Below are 14,420 nucleotides of genomic sequence, written 5' to 3' on the forward strand. Positions count from 1 at the left end.
CTACATCTCCCGGTGCGTCAGCAACCACAGCCGGGAAATGGCAACGCGCGGTTCGCGGAACTGGTAGCGCTGCTGCCACCATGGCCGATGCAGCGATTTCGGGATCGTGCGCAGCGTCGCGCGGTAGCTCATCGGCGCGCGCAGATCAAAACGGCAGTCGTTCACGGTACGTCTCCAGGTCCTCTACGATGGACGCTCCATGTGTGAGCGCCAGCGACCCACTCCACACCGATTTGCGCTGTTGCCTGATTTCATTACGCTTTTTTTGATAATTGTGGCCAGCGGCATGAAACGCACTGCAGAAAACGCATTACCGGTCATTTCCCCTGCAACGATGTCAGTTTTATGCGTCGAACGAGAACGGATAATAGGCCGTGAATTACGCGAATCAACCTCTTTTTTTCGGGGCAGACAAATTGGCGCAACGCACCATCCGGCAGGCTGTAATTATCCAATCCGGGTTTTTGCAGGGTATCGACAAGACCTTGTCCAGGCAGCATGGGACGAGACAGATTCACCACCAGATTGCAGGTTTTCCGCCGCGGGACCTGATTCACCCGTAGCTTACAGCCGCAAGCGCTTCTGTTGTGCGACGCAGAACTTCCCACCCTAAACGGTTACAGAAAATTCGGCGCATCCACTTTTCCCCTGGGATTTACCCTGATATCGACGCCTTTGCGCGGGGCACCAGATTCAATCAGTTTTATACGCATAGAAATGCGACATTTACCGCTTCGCCAGTATTCGCGCCACCTGGCACGTACTTCGCGTTGATTTTAGAAATATATATAGAGTGTCATTGGGTCTGCCGAGCGGTACTCAATATATATTTTCCGGCTTTCAATCCATTTGAAAATTAGCCGTATCCGTTCTAACGTTCTAATTCCCCGCCTCACCGACCGATTGAGCGCGTCATGGCCTCGCCATCACGACCGCGCCGCTCGCCATTTCTGCGGTCCTTGCAGGCACACATCAAGGGAGAGCGCCATGGATGGCAGCGAGTACGCACGGCAGTACAAAGACCCACGCTGGCAGCGCGTTCGCCTCGAAATCATGCGGCGCGATAACTTCACGTGCGTCGAGTGCGGCGATGACGCATCGACGCTCAACGTGCATCACGTTCGCTACCTTCGCGACGTTCCTCCATGGGCCTATCCTCCCTGGCTGCTTGTCACGCTGTGCGAGTCGTGCCATGAAGCGATCCATGGCGGAATGCCTACCGGCGATGAACGCCTCTGCTCGCTAGCGCGAGCCGCAGGAATGAACGCAACACACTTCGCATTGTTAAGGGAAGTGTGTTGCGCATGCTTCTATACGCAGACTGCAAAACTCACGTCCGGGCAATGGACCGAAGTGATCCTTGCCTTCTATTCGGCGATTCTCGCGCGATTGCCCGAGATCATCCCGACCCCGGAATCAAGGCGGATTCTCACCCAACATCTCGCCCAGCTATTTCCCAGCCGTGAACCGATGCTTTCTGTGGAGGCTGAAAATGGCTAGGGCACGCAACATCAAGCCGGGCACGATGGAAAACGAAGCGCTTGCCGCGCTGCCGCCGCTGCACCGGCTGCTGTGGATTTATCTGTGGATGCTGGCCGACCGCGAAGGACGGCTCGAAGACCGGCCGGCGCGGATCAAGGCGAGAGCGCTGCCCTACGACGAGGCCGACGTCACTGCCCTGCTGCGCGATCTACACAACACCGGATTCATCGTGCGCTACGCCGTTGATGGACGACGTTTTATCCAGGTCGTGAACTTCTCGAAGCACCAGAAGCCGCACGGCAACGAGCCCGAAAGCAGGATTCCACCGCCGCCCGGGCCGGACGGACAGGAACACGAAGAACTTCGACTATTGGACGAAGGACTTGGTACCAAAGTCATAAGTGCTTCGGATTTTGGTGATAAGGACTTGGCACCAAAAGAGCAAGCACTTGGCCCTTGTATCTCTGATTGTCTGATTGCTGGATTGACTGATTCTCTGATTGCTGGAGAGGGGAGCGCGTCGCGAAGTTCGAAACGCAAACCGCGCGAAAAAGGCGATTCGCGCGGCACCCGCCTGCCTGCGGGCTGGACGTTGCCCGACGAATGGGCGGTATGGGCGATGCACGAATGCGAGTTTTCGCCTTCGATGGTGCGCAGGACTGCAGAGCGTTTCGCCAACCACTGGCACGGTGCGCCTGGCGCAAAGGCGCGCAAATGCGACTGGTTTGCCACCTGGCGCAACTGGTGCCTGGGGGACCTAGAGCGCGAAACGCGCGCCCACGGTCCCCCGTTCGGGCCGTCACCGCGCGAGCTGCGCGAAGACCGCGACCGGGCGATGGTCACGGTGCTGACCGGACGCGATCCATGGGGACCGCCGCCCGATGTGATCGATCTTGCGCCCGAGGACGTATGCCGTGTTCCCGACCGGCGACACTGAAACGCGCGGCGAATGGCTGTTCCGCCACATGCTGACGCTCTACGGCTCGCGATTCCTCGCGATGTGGCGCGACGTGGACAGCGAAGACCTGAAACGCTCGTGGACGTTTCGCCTGAGCGGTCTGTCGCCCGAAGCGCTGCGCGTCGGCATCGAAGCGCTCGCGGGCGTGACGCACCCGCCCATGCTGCCGGAATTCCTTGAGCTGTGCCGTACCGCACGAATCCAGGATGCCGGAATGACGCCGCCGCATCTGCGGCTGCCACTGCCGCGCGCCACCCCCGAAGTGGTCGACGCGAATGTGAAACGGATTCACGAAGTCATTGATTCGATCAGGAACCGCAAGCCCTCGGCGCAATGGGCGTTCGACATGATGCTGCGCGGTTGCGCCAGGAACGGTGTGCCACTGCCCCATGAGACGCGCCGTATCTCCATCGACGCGATGGTGTCGCCAGCCGGTCGCAGCTTCTATGCAAACAGCCCGCCGGAATTGCGCGCAACGTATCGCGCGGTTTTCGATGCCGCCCTGCATACGCGCGGCGAAGCGCTGCCTTCGCGCGAACCGGGCGAGGACGACGAACCGCTCAACGAACCGGAGTCATCTCATGATTGCGTTTGAAAACGACGACTGCACGCGCGGCGAACAGCTTGTCCTGCGCGCCCTGATGGAAGGCTTTCCGCTGGCACGCTCCAGCTTGGCGCACCTGGACGCCGCCGATTTCAGCCACGACCTGCACGGGCGCATCTTCCGTCACGCGCTGCGGCTCGCGGAGCAGCACATCGCACCGGGACCCGGCGCCGTCTACGCCTCGATGCGCGAGGCCCGGCGCGGGCGCGGACTCGACGGCGTCGCTGCCTATCTCCTGTGGCTCACGGGCGACGCCTGCCGCGACCTGCCCGAGCCGTTCGCCGCCATTGAAGCGTTTCGCCGCGCCTCGCTGGAGCGGCACGCGCCGCGCGCACCGGAGAGCGGACGTGAACGCGTCCGTTGCCGTGCTGCTCCAGCCGCGTGCGGAACACGCGGAACGTCCCGCCGTGCGGTTCGTGATTCTCGGCCAGCCGTTCAGTAAAGCCAACCGGCGCGAGCTGGTCGTGCGCCGGTACCGCGACGAGGCGGACCAGCTTCATACCCGGCCCATGTCGATCAGGTCAGCGGCGGCACGCGCGTATGAAGCGGCGGCGCTGCCCCAGATTCCGGTGGCATGCCGCCAGCGGTTCACCGGGCCGGTCTGCGTGCGCATGACGGTGTTCTACGCGAGCGCGCGGCCGGACCTCGATGAATCACTGATTCTCGATGTGCTCCAGGACCGCTGGACGTGGGTGAAAACCACTCGCGGCAGGGTGCGCGAACTGGTGCAGGCGGGCATTTACCGCAACGATCGCCAGATTTCTGAAAAGCATGTCCGCAAGGGCATCGACCGCGCAAGTCCGCGCGCCGAAACCGAGGTCGAGCCGCTGAGCGCGCAACAGCTTGCACTGCCGTTCGGGGAAATCTGACCACATTTCACTTATGAACGCCCGCTTGTACGTTCATCTTTCAGCAAGGAGATGTATTCATGGACAGGCTGGAACTTCACCCGCTCTGTGCGCTCTTCCCGGTTCTCCAGGGCGACCGGTTCGACGAACTGTGCGCGGACATCCGCGCGCACGGCTTGCGCGAGCCTATCGTGACGCTCGACGGGCGGATACTCGACGGCGGCAACCGCTACCGCGCGTGTATCGAGGCAGGCGTCGAACCCCGGACGGTGCCGTTTGGCGACGGCGACGCGCTCGCGTTCGTGCTGTCCGCAAACCTGCACCGCCGCCACCTGTCGGCAGGCCAGCAGGCCGCGATTGTGGCGGCGGCGACGGACTGGCAAAAGGCGCATGCGCGCGGGGGGGACGGCAGTAACCAGCATGGACGAAAAGAGCAAACCGGCAACACATCCGGTTTGCTCACCGTAGGAGCACGAGCCGCACAATCTGGCGCATCCGAACGAACACAGCGCCTGGCTGACAAGGTCGCGAAGGCCAATCCTGCTCTCGCGAAAAAAGTTGCGCACGGTGAAATCACGCTACCCCAGGCGGCTCAGGCGGTCGCGCATGGCGCTTCGGCAAGCCGGTCGAGCGCGAGACACGTTGCCCCGCGCGCAGCGGCGCAGGAGGGCCCGCAGGCGCCTCACCAGAAACGCACGCCAGCCGGACCCGCGCGAACGGCAGCAGTATCGGGCAAGGAAACGGACGAGCGCGGCGTCCCGCTGTTCTGCACCTATGCGCGTCTGCTGCTGGTGGCGATGCGTGCGCGCACGGTGTTCAGCGACGAGGAGCGCGACCTGATTGCGCAGATCGGGGAGGCGATCCGGCAACTCGGCAGCCGTCTGACTGGCAAGACGGCGGCACGCCAATAACCGTCTATAAGGCAACCATGAACGCACGTCACCGCGAGCAGCGTGTACGCCAGGCCGAAGATGCGCGCGACCTGGCGCTGCACAATCTGGCGCTTGCCCGCGAAGCGCTCGACCTGATTGCGATCATTGCCGGATCGCCCCTGCGGCACGACTCTTTGCGCTCCATCGAACGGCTCGCGCATGTCGCGCTGGTCGGCAGCACGCGCACCGATCCGGCGTTCGTCCCGGGCGAACAGCACGAGGGAGAAACACCGTGAGGATCATGCGCGATGCAGTATCCGGTGAACTGGTGCTGTGCCCGACGCTTGGTGACCAGGTCTACGCGGAAGCGCTGCGGCGGGGTGCGCCATGGGCATCGAGTGCGGCGGACTGTGCGCGCCGTGCAGAAGCCTGGTACGGGCGGTGCCTGTGCAGGGGCGAAGAACTCGCGCTGGTGTTCGAGGAAGTCTTTCGCGTCGGCTGATCACGATATCCGTCGCGCTCGCGCCTTATGTCATTCACGGTCCCGCCCAGGTCTGTTAGCCGCCAGTCGGCTGCTTTTGCGGTGACTTACGTTAGAACTGTGCCGTGACCTGGAAACCGAGCATAACGCTCGACGCAGGAAAGCCCGACGGCGCATAAATCGGCGTGCCTGCAAATACGTCGTAGCTATACGCTCCGAGGCGCGGCGGTACCGAACCGTTCACGCCGATAGCCTCGCCCTGATCAGCCGCCGGCCAGCTTGCCCGTCGCCTCGTACCGACCGCGTTTCCAGCCATTCCTGGCCCTGATCCGGTCGAGAATCGCGCACTGCGGGCACCAGGTCCCCTTTATCACGCTGGCAGGAATGGCCTCCCACTCGTGACCCCTTGCGCAGCGCCAGCGCAGTTTTGTCGCGCTGTTGATGTAACGCCCGGACAGGCACTCTCCGCCACGCCTGTGCGCAATGGCCTGCATGTCGTCAATCGTTCGGGACGGCCGCACGCATTCCCGGCACCACGCCCCGCGTTTGACCTTCGACGGTGTCTGCATCCACTCATGACCACTTGCACAGCGCCAGCGCAGCTTGCTGCCGTCGTTATCGTAGTGCGCCGACAGGCACTCCCCGCCACGAGCCTGCGCCATCGAGAGAATCTGCGCCATCGTGATCTTGTGCCAGTCCAGCGAACAGGCCGGGCACCACTTTCCGAGGCGGATATGCATCGGCTTGGCGTCCCATTCGTGGCCCTTTGCACAGCGCCAGCGCAGTTTCGTTTCGTTGTTGACGTAGCGTTCGGACAGGCACTCGCCACCGCGCTCGCGGGCGGTGGCCTGCATGTCCCCGATCTTCAGCCGCAGCCTTTCGAAGGCGCACTGCGGACACCACGAGCCGCTGGTTCGAAGGCTCGCAGGCGCGGCCTCCCATATGTGACCTTCGGCACACTGCCAGCGCAGCTTTGTCGCTGTGTTGCGATATTCGGTAGACAGGCACTGTCCACCGCGCGCCTGCGCCATCGCGTGCATGTCCCCGATGGACAGTCGCACGCCCTGCCTGCCTTTCTGAACCGTCACGCCCAGGCCATCCCCCATCAGGCCGAACAACCCGCGCCGGGACTCGCCTTGACGTGATTCCTGCCACACGGGCACAGCACCCGGTCACCGTCGAGCACGCTCGCGCGACCGTCCTCGTCCATGTTGGTCCCGGTCGCTTCTATCGGGTACTCACCCGGACAGTTGCCACACGTCGCCATCTCGCGGTCCAGCGCGACGCGCCGCTCGCCATCGAACATCGTGGATACCATTGCGATCACGTGCCCGCCCGTCGTCGTTGAATCGCCGTTACATATCAGAGCCTTGCTCACATTATTCCCCCATCAATTCATTCAATTACATTACGCTTACGAGCGAATGAATTGTCGTCGTAGCCTCCATCTTTCAGACGCGAAAATCACGTTTGAACTCTTGTCAACAACATACCCAAACTGAATTAAATCGATCCAGAATAATCCTACATTAATTCGAAATTCTTCAATTAAATAAAATTATTGAGTCGGCTTGATAGTGGAAGATATTCTCTTACCATTCTTAAACTTATCTGTATAGGCGTAGGCTTGCCCAGTGGGATCGCAGTACGTGCCCGCGCGCTCTACAAGAGACAACTTCCCAAGTTTGGTTATTTTATATCGCTCCGTCCAGTTTTCACATGCGCTTTCATGGAAGCACGCACCAACCAGCTCCTTTCGTTTGTGGTCAGCTTGCAGACAAGGGATATCACTTAACTCCTTACTGTAAATATATATGCCATCCACATGATTATATAAGTAGACCTTATAGAATTTCTGCGAAGAGCCTTCGGAGTCCATGACTTTAATGTCAATATATCTTCCAAATGTAAGATTTTCCAGAATAACATCAAAATAAGATATATCGTGATCGAATGAAATTACCTGATCTCTCCCAGCCGGAGTTTTGATTTCCAGATCATGACCTTTGACGGAAATATCCGGCCCCCTCCGCCCGTCATCACACATACCCTTATTTACGTGAGCGAGAAATATGGCGACCAAGACAATTATTAATTTTTTCATGAAATTAAAGCACCTATATTGATTTATTTGTATCCACGCTTTTCAGCATGCAGCCTTTGGCATCAATCAGGTTTCTGCTTATATGCATCCATGTAGTCAATTATCTGATCCGACATGACAGCCATTGCGGAAAGGAAAACATTTGTCCGAGGAACCAGACCGTTCATTACGTGCGTACTATCTGGGTTGCCATTATTAACCGCTCGCGCCGCCCTTTCAAATTGATGGCAACTCCGAAAATCCATCGTGGACAAACCAACTTGGCAGCTATGATGTGGATGATAACTGTAGTCGGTACATATATTAGCAAGATTTATTTGTCGAAATATTGGATATTCATCTCCCTCGGCATTGATATTATGCTCAAGGCCAGTCGGCTTTGAGCAAGATACCCAATAAAATCCGGCGGAGTCACACGCCCTAAACAAATCCGTCTCTAACGAATCCCTATAACTCACGGGCGAGGCATTCCAACCTTTAAAATCGCCATAGCGCCTGTAATTTTCCTCAAAAGTCAACTGTATAACGCCTCGCCCATACCAAGGAGCATAAGTCGTATGCGCACCGTTGCCCTCTGCAGTTCTACTTAGATACGTCGATTCTTGGATTGCATTTCCAAGGAAATAGGACAATCTCAATCCATTGGTTGATATGCAGTATTTTCTCCAAGCCAAGTTCAACGGATTTATGAAACGCTGACTCCTAGACAGCGCCACACTCCACTTCAACTCGGAAGTAGGATAGACCGTTTGATGGGAATGATCTGTCGTTTGCTCGATCACCTGTCGAGGAATCGCCCTTGCAAGCTCCACACTGGTTAGCCATCCACACTTCCTGAAATGCCGGATGAACGCGAGCGGATGGAAGAACCAGAATGTCTGTCCACCCGACAGCGAAGGAATCTGGTCCGTGGAAGGAATCTGGTCCATGAACTGGAGATTCCGCAGAAAAACGACGAACCGTTTATACCCGTCCGGGTCGGTGTCCTTTCTCTTGCCAAAATAGCCGTCCGCGGCGTTCAGGTCCTTGTAGCGCTCCTTGTTGTTGTCCGGGTCCCACTCGCTTACCGTGTGACACACGAATTTGCCCAGGGCAGCACGAACACTGTCGTTGCGCTGGACGTAGTAAGCCATCTGGTCGTTCAGGCTGAAGCTCGGATCGTCAAGCGAGACCGGGTACTCGTTGGCCGCCGTATCACCGACTAGCCGGTGCAGCTTGGTATAGCTGAACAGCCCGTCACTGCCGATGGGCGCATTTTCACTGTCGATCTTCCGCCAGCCCATGACGGCCGGGAAGTCCGCGTCGGAGAGCTTGATCACGGATGTCTGGTTGATATCGACATAGCTCAGCGTGCCACTCGCATCAACCGGCACCGCTACCCAGGTTGCCTTGTCCTGGACGGAGGTGAGCGTGGGATTGTCCGACAGGATGCGCCCAAAACGCAGCAGTTCGTAGCCGTCACTCGGGCACGCCGGATACGCCGCCATCGCGCGTTTGTAAAGTTCGTATTCGTAGTTTTTGTACGGCTGGCCGTTCTGTGCGTTGCGCGACGGATCGATTACAGGTCTTGTCGTCAGCGGGACGCAGTTGCCGTCGCCGTTCTCGTCCAGCCACGCATTCATGTAGCGCTGGCCCTGGTGGAAATACGCCTCCACGTACAGCTTGCTGTTGTCGTTGGGTAATCTCCCTGTGCTCAGCGCAGGAAGCCACGAATTGTCATACGATGTGCCAGGCCGGGCTACCAGATTGACTGTGGCCGGGATCATGTAATACGCGTGCCCCCACCAGTCTTTGGACGTGGGCTGAACCGGGTTCTTCACGCCAAGCTGGACCGGAAAAGTGGACGATTCGAACCACCTGTTGAAATCATCGTTGGTCGTGAAGATTTCAAAGTGCAGATGCCACAGACCCTGCGACTGCCCCCGATAGCCGAGAATGTCCTTGCGATACACCTTCCTGTTGCGGCCCGGCTTGACTTCGTCGCCTGCTTCGAGCAGCCACGCCGCCAGTGCAATGGGTGAACTGTTCTGGGGCGGCGTGGCGGGCTGCGGGACAGCGACGGATTGCTGGGCACTCAGGTCCAGCAGGTGCATGTAGAGCGAGTAGTACGTGAGGGAGCGCCCGTCTCCCGTATCGGTCTGGTGGCGCAGCAGCACGAAGCCGGTATTGGTGTTCAGGACCGGATGCCCGTCGTTGCTGATATGTCCGTCCGAAATCGGGTTCCGGCTAATGCGGTAGGCAACGACTTCCCCGTCGGCAATCGCCCGCACGGGTTCATTATCCGTTGCGGGCACAAGATGGATGCCGCCGTGCCAGCGGCGATCAAACGTCACTGGGAAAACACCGTGATTAGCCGACTCATAGCTCTCAACGGCGGTCATCATGGGATCGGTATCGGTCGCGACACCTGTGAGGCCGGACTGCGGCAGGAAGGGTGGACTGATAATCATGGTCAGCGCGATTGAGGATAGAGGTTCGTTGTTTTCAGATCGCCTTGCGGCATGGCCGGAAGTGGGGGGCGCTGCGTATCGGCTCCCTGCTTGCTCCACGACGGCGTTTTTTCGAGAATCGGCCCCGGTGAGCCGTTGATGATCCCGCTGCCGTTGATCTGGATGTAGGAGCCACCTGCGCCGATCCAGACCTCCTTCGCGGCGGTGATAACGATCTTCCCGTCCGTGCTGCTGATGGTGAGGTCCTTGAGCGCTGCCAGCGCCATTTCATCGCTCTGCGCCTGGATCTGGACCCTGCCCTTCGCGGCATGGAACCTCATGCCGTCCTGGTACGCAAACAGCGAGACCGCACCGCGCGCCGAGAGGTGGTAGTGACGCCCCGCCGAGCCGCTGTAGTCGCGCCCCGCCGTCACCGCGTGATCGTTAATGCTCGCCTGGTGCGTGCTGTCGGTCGCGGTTGTGGCAATGCCCGCCGCGCTCGCCAGCACGAGATCGGGCCGCATCATTTCCGGCGACGGATTGTTTGACGAGGCCGCGCCACCCTTGATGGCCGTGTTCTGCGCCTTGATGGTCTGCGTGGCGTCGTGCTGGCTCGCCACGGCAGTCTGGGCATTGTGCTTCACGGCCAGTTGCGACAGGTCCTCATGCAGTTCGCGCGCCTGCGTCAGGCGCTGCACCGTCTCGCCCATGTCCTTCACCGGCTGCGTGGCGCCTGAGCGCGATTCAGTGGTGATAAGCATGCCCCAGTTGGCGCGTGCCACACCATGCGCTTCGGTGGCCAGTTCAAAGCCTTCACCGCGCGCCTGCGCTCGTCCCTGGTTGCCATCGATGTGCGTGTTACTGCCGAGCACCAGTCTTGATTGCGCCTGGTCGCTCGACACCTGCACCTGGAGCTTGCCCGGTGTATCGTCGGTGACCACCGTGTTCGAACCCTGGCCCTCGAGCGACTGGCTCCTCCAGCCCGAGAGCGCATCGTTATGCGGCAGCACCCACGGTGGCGTGTTGAACTGGTTGACATGGCGCCCTGCGATATAGGGCTTGTCCGGGTCCCCATGGTAGTAGCCCACTACCACTTCCTGCCCAGGCCTCGGGATATAGATCGCGCCGTAGTTCTCCCCCTGCCAGGGCGACACGGCCCGGATCCAGCAGCTCGAATTCTGGTCCATCTGGCCCTGCCGGTCCCAGATGAACTGCAGGCGGGTGCGGCCGAGCCGGTCTGTCCACACGGGGGAATTGTCATAGCCCGTGACGACGGCGATTTCACTGTGCAGGCGCGGCTTCTTCGCCTTCTGTGGCGTCCTGAATGGGGTGTTGGCGGGCTGGACGGTGAAGCGTGTCTCGCAGCTATAGAGTGAGGTCGCGCCCGGCGCCTGGCTCGAGGTGTCGTTGTTGCGGATATCAATGTGTGTGGAGACGACCAGATACCCGGCATTACCCAGCTTCTGCGGGTAGCCCTCGAGCTGGAAGATGTGCCCGGTCATGAGACCGCGCAGGTTGCCTTTACCCTTGCCGCGCAGGCTCTTCGCACGGTGCGCTTCGAGCCGCACACACGCGAGGTGCTCGCCTTCAAACCACGCTTCGTTGGGGTCGCCCTCGATGCCCATCGCCCCCGCGAGCGGCTGCGAGTAGTCGCCCCATGCGTATTCCTCGTAATTGTCGAACGCGCGCTGCTGGAAGTCCTGGTCCTTTGCCGCAAGATCCGCGCGTGAGCGCGTGTAGTCGTAGTCGGTGACACTCACCTTGCCCGTCGTCAGTGTACGGGCGATCTCGAACTGCGAGACATGTTCCTCGTCGATGCGCTGGCCCTCGGGCGCGAGGTAGCGCAGCGTGGCATAGGCGGGGCCATGCTTTTTGTAGCCACCGACCGAATCGACCAGCACCAGCGTGCTGTCCTCGTAAAAAAACGAAATGCCCCACTCCTGCCATAGCCTGCGCAAATAGTCAAAATCCGATTCCCATGCCTGACGCTGGTAGTCGCGCGCCGGATAGCCGCGCCTGAAGCCTGGACCGTTCAGGCGCTTCTCATACGGGTAGGGGTATTTTTCCAGTATCGCATCGGTGATCTGGATCACCGTCTTATCCTGGTCGATGCGTGAATCGATCTTCAGGCTCGCTAGCCAGAGCCAGGGGCGGATACGGAACTGGTAAAACGCGCGCCGGTCGTCTGCCCCGACACAGCGCGCCGAGACAATCAGTCCCGTGATGGTACGCGTACCGGCGCCAACGTTTGCGATACCGATAAAGCCGTCACCGCGCCCTTCGATGGCGATGCTCACGGTGACTTCCTTGCCCACGAGCTGGTCGACGTCGACCAGTGACTGCGCTTCGCGCACGCCGAGCATCATGTCTTCGTGCGTCGCCACTTCGACCGTATAGTCATACAGGTGGCCGAGCTTTTCCTTGCCCGAGACACGCGACACCGTAAAGAGCGGCATCTCACGCCAGGTGGGCAGCGCTGCGCCCGATAATTCCAGAATGCGGGACTGCTCAAACCATGACATCGCAGACTCCATGCAGGGAAATAAAAGCGGTATGGCGGTTCAGTAAATCGCACGTGCGGGTGCGCGGAGCCGCGAATTCCAGCGCACATTCACCGATACCGGCTCTTCCGGCGCGGTGATGGTCCAGTCGTATCGGAGCCGTTGAGGTCCTGAAAGGAGGGCTCCGCCCGACCTGTTACGCAGTGCCCAACCGCATCCGCACCTATTAGCTGCTCAATGTTTCATGAACGGCATCAACACGGCAATCGGGAAAGTTTCAGGAAAAGTCAGAACTCCCAGCGATACGCAGAAACACCTCAAGAATTGACAAACAGCAAAAAATGCCTAATATGGCCGTTAATCAGGACGCTTTAATGGTGTCCCTGACGCCCGGAGCCCGCGTAAAGCGGGCTTCGTCGTTTCTGGACGACTCCCGGATTGCCTCACCATGCGCGACTGTTACGCGGGCACCGCTGCGGCGCTGCGCGATGCGTTGCGTCATGCCGTCGAGCGCGGTGGCGCATCCTCCCTCGGTGTACTGCATCAGGGCGTGCCCTCTGCCGCGACACTGTCCGGCGACGCGGCGACTGCACAGGCTGGACGCATCCGCCGCCAGCTTGACCGCCTGTCGCCTGTTCCCCGCGCGCTGCTCGTCGTTGCCTATGCGCCGCGCGATATCGTGTGCAACTGCCGCGCACCATGCTGCTCGGGGCGCTATCCGAATCCCGAATGGCGCAATGCACTTGATCTCGTTGTGGTCCATACCGGGCCACTGCTGACGGGATGCGTGCCGAACGTGCGGCTGCGCACGGCGCTGGTCGCGAACCTGCTGACGCGCACGCACGAAACGGCGGTCAGTCTCGCGCAGCGCTGCGGCGTCCACCGCAATACGGTCGCGGAACATACCGCGATCCTCGACGCCGTCCTGACCGGAACCCGTCAGCGCGCGGGCGAACTCGACGCCGCCTTCGCACGGATCGACACGCTGTTACGCGAGGCCGGTATCGTCGCCGACGAAACGCGCGTTCAGGTCGCATGAGGTACGCGACATGGCGTGCGCTCCACAAGCAACGCGAAAAACGCCGAATCTTCGGGCGGCGCGTCACGGTTAGCCAGTGGCGAGCGCTTCGCCCATTCGGCGCGCATCAGGGCTAGCACGGCTTCATCGTAGACGTGGGTGCGGCACGCCTGTAGCTTCGTGTCGTAACGCACCACCAGAGCCGCAAAATGGACAGCTTCGCCGGCTTCAAGCCGCCACTCCTGGCCCGTCTGGCCGCGCACGAGACAGCGGTAAAGCATGGCTTCGGCGGCGCGGTACGGCGCAGGATCGGCCTTGCGACGGTGTCCGGCGCGACTCATCAGGAATGGCAGATAGATAGCGCGCATGAGTATGCTGATCTGATCCAGCGAGCCACGGCCGTCGCGGAACGCTGCCAGGGCGCAATGCTGTTGCAGGGAAAGATGCTCAACGACAGACCGGCGCAACGGCATGAGTTGCGCGGCCGTATGGGGCTTGCGGCGCATGGGTCGTTTCATGGCGGTCTAGCGCCTGCAGCCGCGCACGAACAGGACGACAATCAGCGCGACGACGCACCAGATAGCAAGCCCGGAAAGCAAACCCGCGCTCATGACAGTCTCTCTGAACGTGGCGCGATGAACGGCCAGCGCTTTAGCGCGGCTTGCGTTTCTTCGGTTATGAAATCGCCGTCTGAAAGCTGGATGCCCAGCACCGTCAGCTCTGCACTCGCGTGAACGAGAAGCGCGCGCAGGTCACCTGAACCGCTATGCTCGATCGCGCCACGAATTTCGGCCAGGATGCCGAGGATTCCGAGTGAGCCCTGGCGGGCGCGCTCGCGATGGAAGGCAACCAGGTCTTCGAGAATGGCGATGCGGTCTTGCGGGGAAGTGATACCGGGCGTGCTGGTGGAAGTCTCTGGCATGGTCCATCGTCTCGTCAGGAAAACGAAACACCCGACCCACGCGCGAGGGTGAGCGGGCACATGACAGGGGCTCAAATCCGGCGCAACACCAACCCGGCAAACCCGAAGGTTTCCCTACCACGGCCCGCCCATTGACGAAAGCAACAGACGTGCAGAGATAGCCGCATGCTCGCGAGAGCATGCGGGGTGTTGCGTGACCAG

The 14,420-nt window shown here is 60.3% G+C and carries 17 protein-coding genes and 1 pseudogene; 9 read left to right on the forward strand and 9 right to left on the reverse strand.

The window, feature by feature from the left end; translation table 11 throughout:
* On the reverse strand, nucleotides 1-165 hold the full coding sequence (locus L0U80_RS21205; RefSeq protein ID WP_233869560.1) for a hypothetical protein: 165 nt from the start codon (nucleotides 163-165) through the stop codon (nucleotides 1-3).
* Between the two features lie 822 nt (nucleotides 166-987).
* On the opposite strand from L0U80_RS21205, the gene L0U80_RS21210 reads away from it, so the two are divergent.
* From L0U80_RS21210 to L0U80_RS21245, 8 genes are read left to right on the forward strand one after another with little or no spacing between them, the layout of a single operon-like run.
* Nucleotides 988-1,500, forward strand: a complete 513-nt coding sequence (locus L0U80_RS21210) for an HNH endonuclease (RefSeq protein ID WP_233869563.1) — start codon at nucleotides 988-990, stop codon at nucleotides 1,498-1,500.
* Complete coding sequence (locus L0U80_RS21215; protein WP_233869566.1) at nucleotides 1,493-2,419, forward strand: hypothetical protein; 927 nt, start codon at nucleotides 1,493-1,495, stop codon at nucleotides 2,417-2,419. The genes L0U80_RS21210 and L0U80_RS21215 overlap by 8 nt, the downstream gene beginning before the upstream one ends.
* Nucleotides 2,397-3,035 carry a hypothetical protein gene (locus L0U80_RS21220; RefSeq protein ID WP_233869569.1) on the forward strand — a complete coding sequence of 213 codons (639 nt, stop codon included), beginning with the start codon at nucleotides 2,397-2,399 and terminating at the stop codon, nucleotides 3,033-3,035. The genes L0U80_RS21215 and L0U80_RS21220 overlap by 23 nt, the downstream gene beginning before the upstream one ends.
* On the forward strand, nucleotides 3,022-3,486 hold the full coding sequence (locus tag L0U80_RS21225) for a hypothetical protein (RefSeq protein WP_233869572.1): 465 nt from the start codon (nucleotides 3,022-3,024) through the stop codon (nucleotides 3,484-3,486). Before L0U80_RS21220 ends, L0U80_RS21225 begins: the two co-directional genes overlap by 14 nt.
* Entirely contained in the window at nucleotides 3,461-3,913 is a 453-nt protein-coding gene (locus L0U80_RS21230) for a hypothetical protein (protein WP_233869575.1), read from the forward strand. Before L0U80_RS21225 ends, L0U80_RS21230 begins: the two co-directional genes overlap by 26 nt.
* Nucleotides 3,914-3,972: 59 nt before the next feature.
* Complete coding sequence (locus tag L0U80_RS21235; protein WP_233869578.1) at nucleotides 3,973-4,803, forward strand: ParB/RepB/Spo0J family partition protein; 831 nt, start codon at nucleotides 3,973-3,975, stop codon at nucleotides 4,801-4,803.
* 17 nt (nucleotides 4,804-4,820) lie between these two features.
* Nucleotides 4,821-5,060 carry a hypothetical protein gene (locus L0U80_RS21240; RefSeq protein ID WP_233869581.1) on the forward strand — a complete coding sequence of 80 codons (240 nt, stop codon included), beginning with the start codon at nucleotides 4,821-4,823 and terminating at the stop codon, nucleotides 5,058-5,060.
* 5 nt (nucleotides 5,061-5,065) lie between these two features.
* A complete protein-coding gene (locus tag L0U80_RS21245; RefSeq protein ID WP_233869584.1) occupies nucleotides 5,066-5,266 on the forward strand; it encodes a hypothetical protein in 201 nt (66 codons plus the stop codon).
* 91 nt (nucleotides 5,267-5,357) lie between these two features.
* Here L0U80_RS21245 and L0U80_RS31830 read toward each other — a convergent pair.
* The 6 genes and pseudogenes from L0U80_RS31830 to L0U80_RS21270 form a co-directional block, all read right to left on the reverse strand.
* A pseudogene (locus L0U80_RS31830) lies at nucleotides 5,358-5,504 on the reverse strand (peptide transporter); the annotation flags it as partial.
* Between the two features lie 4 nt (nucleotides 5,505-5,508).
* A complete protein-coding gene (locus L0U80_RS21250; RefSeq protein WP_233869601.1) occupies nucleotides 5,509-6,099 on the reverse strand; it encodes a zinc-ribbon domain-containing protein in 591 nt (196 codons plus the stop codon).
* 251 nt (nucleotides 6,100-6,350) lie between these two features.
* Nucleotides 6,351-6,623, reverse strand: a complete 273-nt coding sequence (locus L0U80_RS21255; RefSeq protein WP_308444877.1) for a PAAR domain-containing protein — start codon at nucleotides 6,621-6,623, stop codon at nucleotides 6,351-6,353.
* Between the two features lie 180 nt (nucleotides 6,624-6,803).
* A complete protein-coding gene (locus L0U80_RS21260) occupies nucleotides 6,804-7,349 on the reverse strand; it encodes an XAC2610-related protein (protein WP_233869607.1) in 546 nt (181 codons plus the stop codon).
* Nucleotides 7,350-7,411: 62 nt separating this feature from the next.
* Complete coding sequence (locus tag L0U80_RS21265; RefSeq protein WP_233869610.1) at nucleotides 7,412-9,799, reverse strand: M23 family metallopeptidase; 2,388 nt, start codon at nucleotides 9,797-9,799, stop codon at nucleotides 7,412-7,414.
* A gap of 2 nt (nucleotides 9,800-9,801) precedes the next feature.
* Nucleotides 9,802-12,300: a type VI secretion system Vgr family protein gene (locus L0U80_RS21270; protein WP_233869613.1), complete on the reverse strand. Its 2,499-nt coding sequence runs from the start codon at nucleotides 12,298-12,300 to the stop codon at nucleotides 9,802-9,804.
* A 427-nt stretch (nucleotides 12,301-12,727) separates the two neighbouring features.
* On the opposite strand from L0U80_RS21270, the gene L0U80_RS21275 reads away from it, so the two are divergent.
* The gene (locus L0U80_RS21275; protein WP_233869616.1) at nucleotides 12,728-13,318 is read left to right on the forward strand and encodes a hypothetical protein; all 591 of its coding nucleotides are present in this window, start codon (nucleotides 12,728-12,730) and stop codon (nucleotides 13,316-13,318) included.
* Here L0U80_RS21275 and L0U80_RS21280 read toward each other — a convergent pair.
* Nucleotides 13,306-13,815 (reverse strand): hypothetical protein, encoded by a 510-nt coding sequence (locus L0U80_RS21280; RefSeq protein ID WP_233869619.1) that lies wholly within the window; start codon nucleotides 13,813-13,815, stop codon nucleotides 13,306-13,308. The two genes, L0U80_RS21275 and L0U80_RS21280, sit on opposite strands and share 13 nt — an antisense overlap.
* A gap of 89 nt (nucleotides 13,816-13,904) precedes the next feature.
* Nucleotides 13,905-14,219, reverse strand: a complete 315-nt coding sequence (locus tag L0U80_RS21285; RefSeq protein ID WP_233869622.1) for a hypothetical protein — start codon at nucleotides 14,217-14,219, stop codon at nucleotides 13,905-13,907.
* Between the last annotated feature and the right edge of the window lie 201 nt (nucleotides 14,220-14,420).

It is taken from the genome of Paraburkholderia adhaesiva (assembly GCF_021390575.1).
Taxonomy (GTDB): domain Bacteria; phylum Pseudomonadota; class Gammaproteobacteria; order Burkholderiales; family Burkholderiaceae; genus Paraburkholderia; species Paraburkholderia adhaesiva.

What these genes read in the sequence shown, in the direction of transcription:
- L0U80_RS21270 (WP_233869613.1), bottom strand. Translation starts at nt 12,300, where the DNA reads ATGTCATGGTTTGAGCAGTCCCGCATTCTGGAATTATCGGGCGCAGCG.
- L0U80_RS21245 (WP_233869584.1), top strand. Translation starts at nt 5,066, where the DNA reads ATGCGCGATGCAGTATCCGGTGAACTGGTGCTGTGCCCGACGCTTGGT.
- L0U80_RS21275 (WP_233869616.1), top strand. Translation starts at nt 12,728, where the DNA reads ATGCGCGACTGTTACGCGGGCACCGCTGCGGCGCTGCGCGATGCGTTG.
- L0U80_RS21260 (WP_233869607.1), bottom strand. Translation starts at nt 7,349, where the DNA reads ATGAAAAAATTAATAATTGTCTTGGTCGCCATATTTCTCGCTCACGTA.
- L0U80_RS21240 (WP_233869581.1), top strand. Translation starts at nt 4,821, where the DNA reads ATGAACGCACGTCACCGCGAGCAGCGTGTACGCCAGGCCGAAGATGCG.
- L0U80_RS21265 (WP_233869610.1), bottom strand. Translation starts at nt 9,799, where the DNA reads ATGATTATCAGTCCACCCTTCCTGCCGCAGTCCGGCCTCACAGGTGTC.
- L0U80_RS21215 (WP_233869566.1), top strand. Translation starts at nt 1,493, where the DNA reads ATGGCTAGGGCACGCAACATCAAGCCGGGCACGATGGAAAACGAAGCG.
- L0U80_RS21225 (WP_233869572.1), top strand. Translation starts at nt 3,022, where the DNA reads ATGATTGCGTTTGAAAACGACGACTGCACGCGCGGCGAACAGCTTGTC.
- L0U80_RS21280 (WP_233869619.1), bottom strand. Translation starts at nt 13,815, where the DNA reads ATGAAACGACCCATGCGCCGCAAGCCCCATACGGCCGCGCAACTCATG.
- L0U80_RS21250 (WP_233869601.1), bottom strand. Translation starts at nt 6,099, where the DNA reads ATGCAGGCCACCGCCCGCGAGCGCGGTGGCGAGTGCCTGTCCGAACGC.
- L0U80_RS21235 (WP_233869578.1), top strand. Translation starts at nt 3,973, where the DNA reads ATGGACAGGCTGGAACTTCACCCGCTCTGTGCGCTCTTCCCGGTTCTC.
- L0U80_RS21285 (WP_233869622.1), bottom strand. Translation starts at nt 14,219, where the DNA reads ATGCCAGAGACTTCCACCAGCACGCCCGGTATCACTTCCCCGCAAGAC.
- L0U80_RS21210 (WP_233869563.1), top strand. Translation starts at nt 988, where the DNA reads ATGGATGGCAGCGAGTACGCACGGCAGTACAAAGACCCACGCTGGCAG.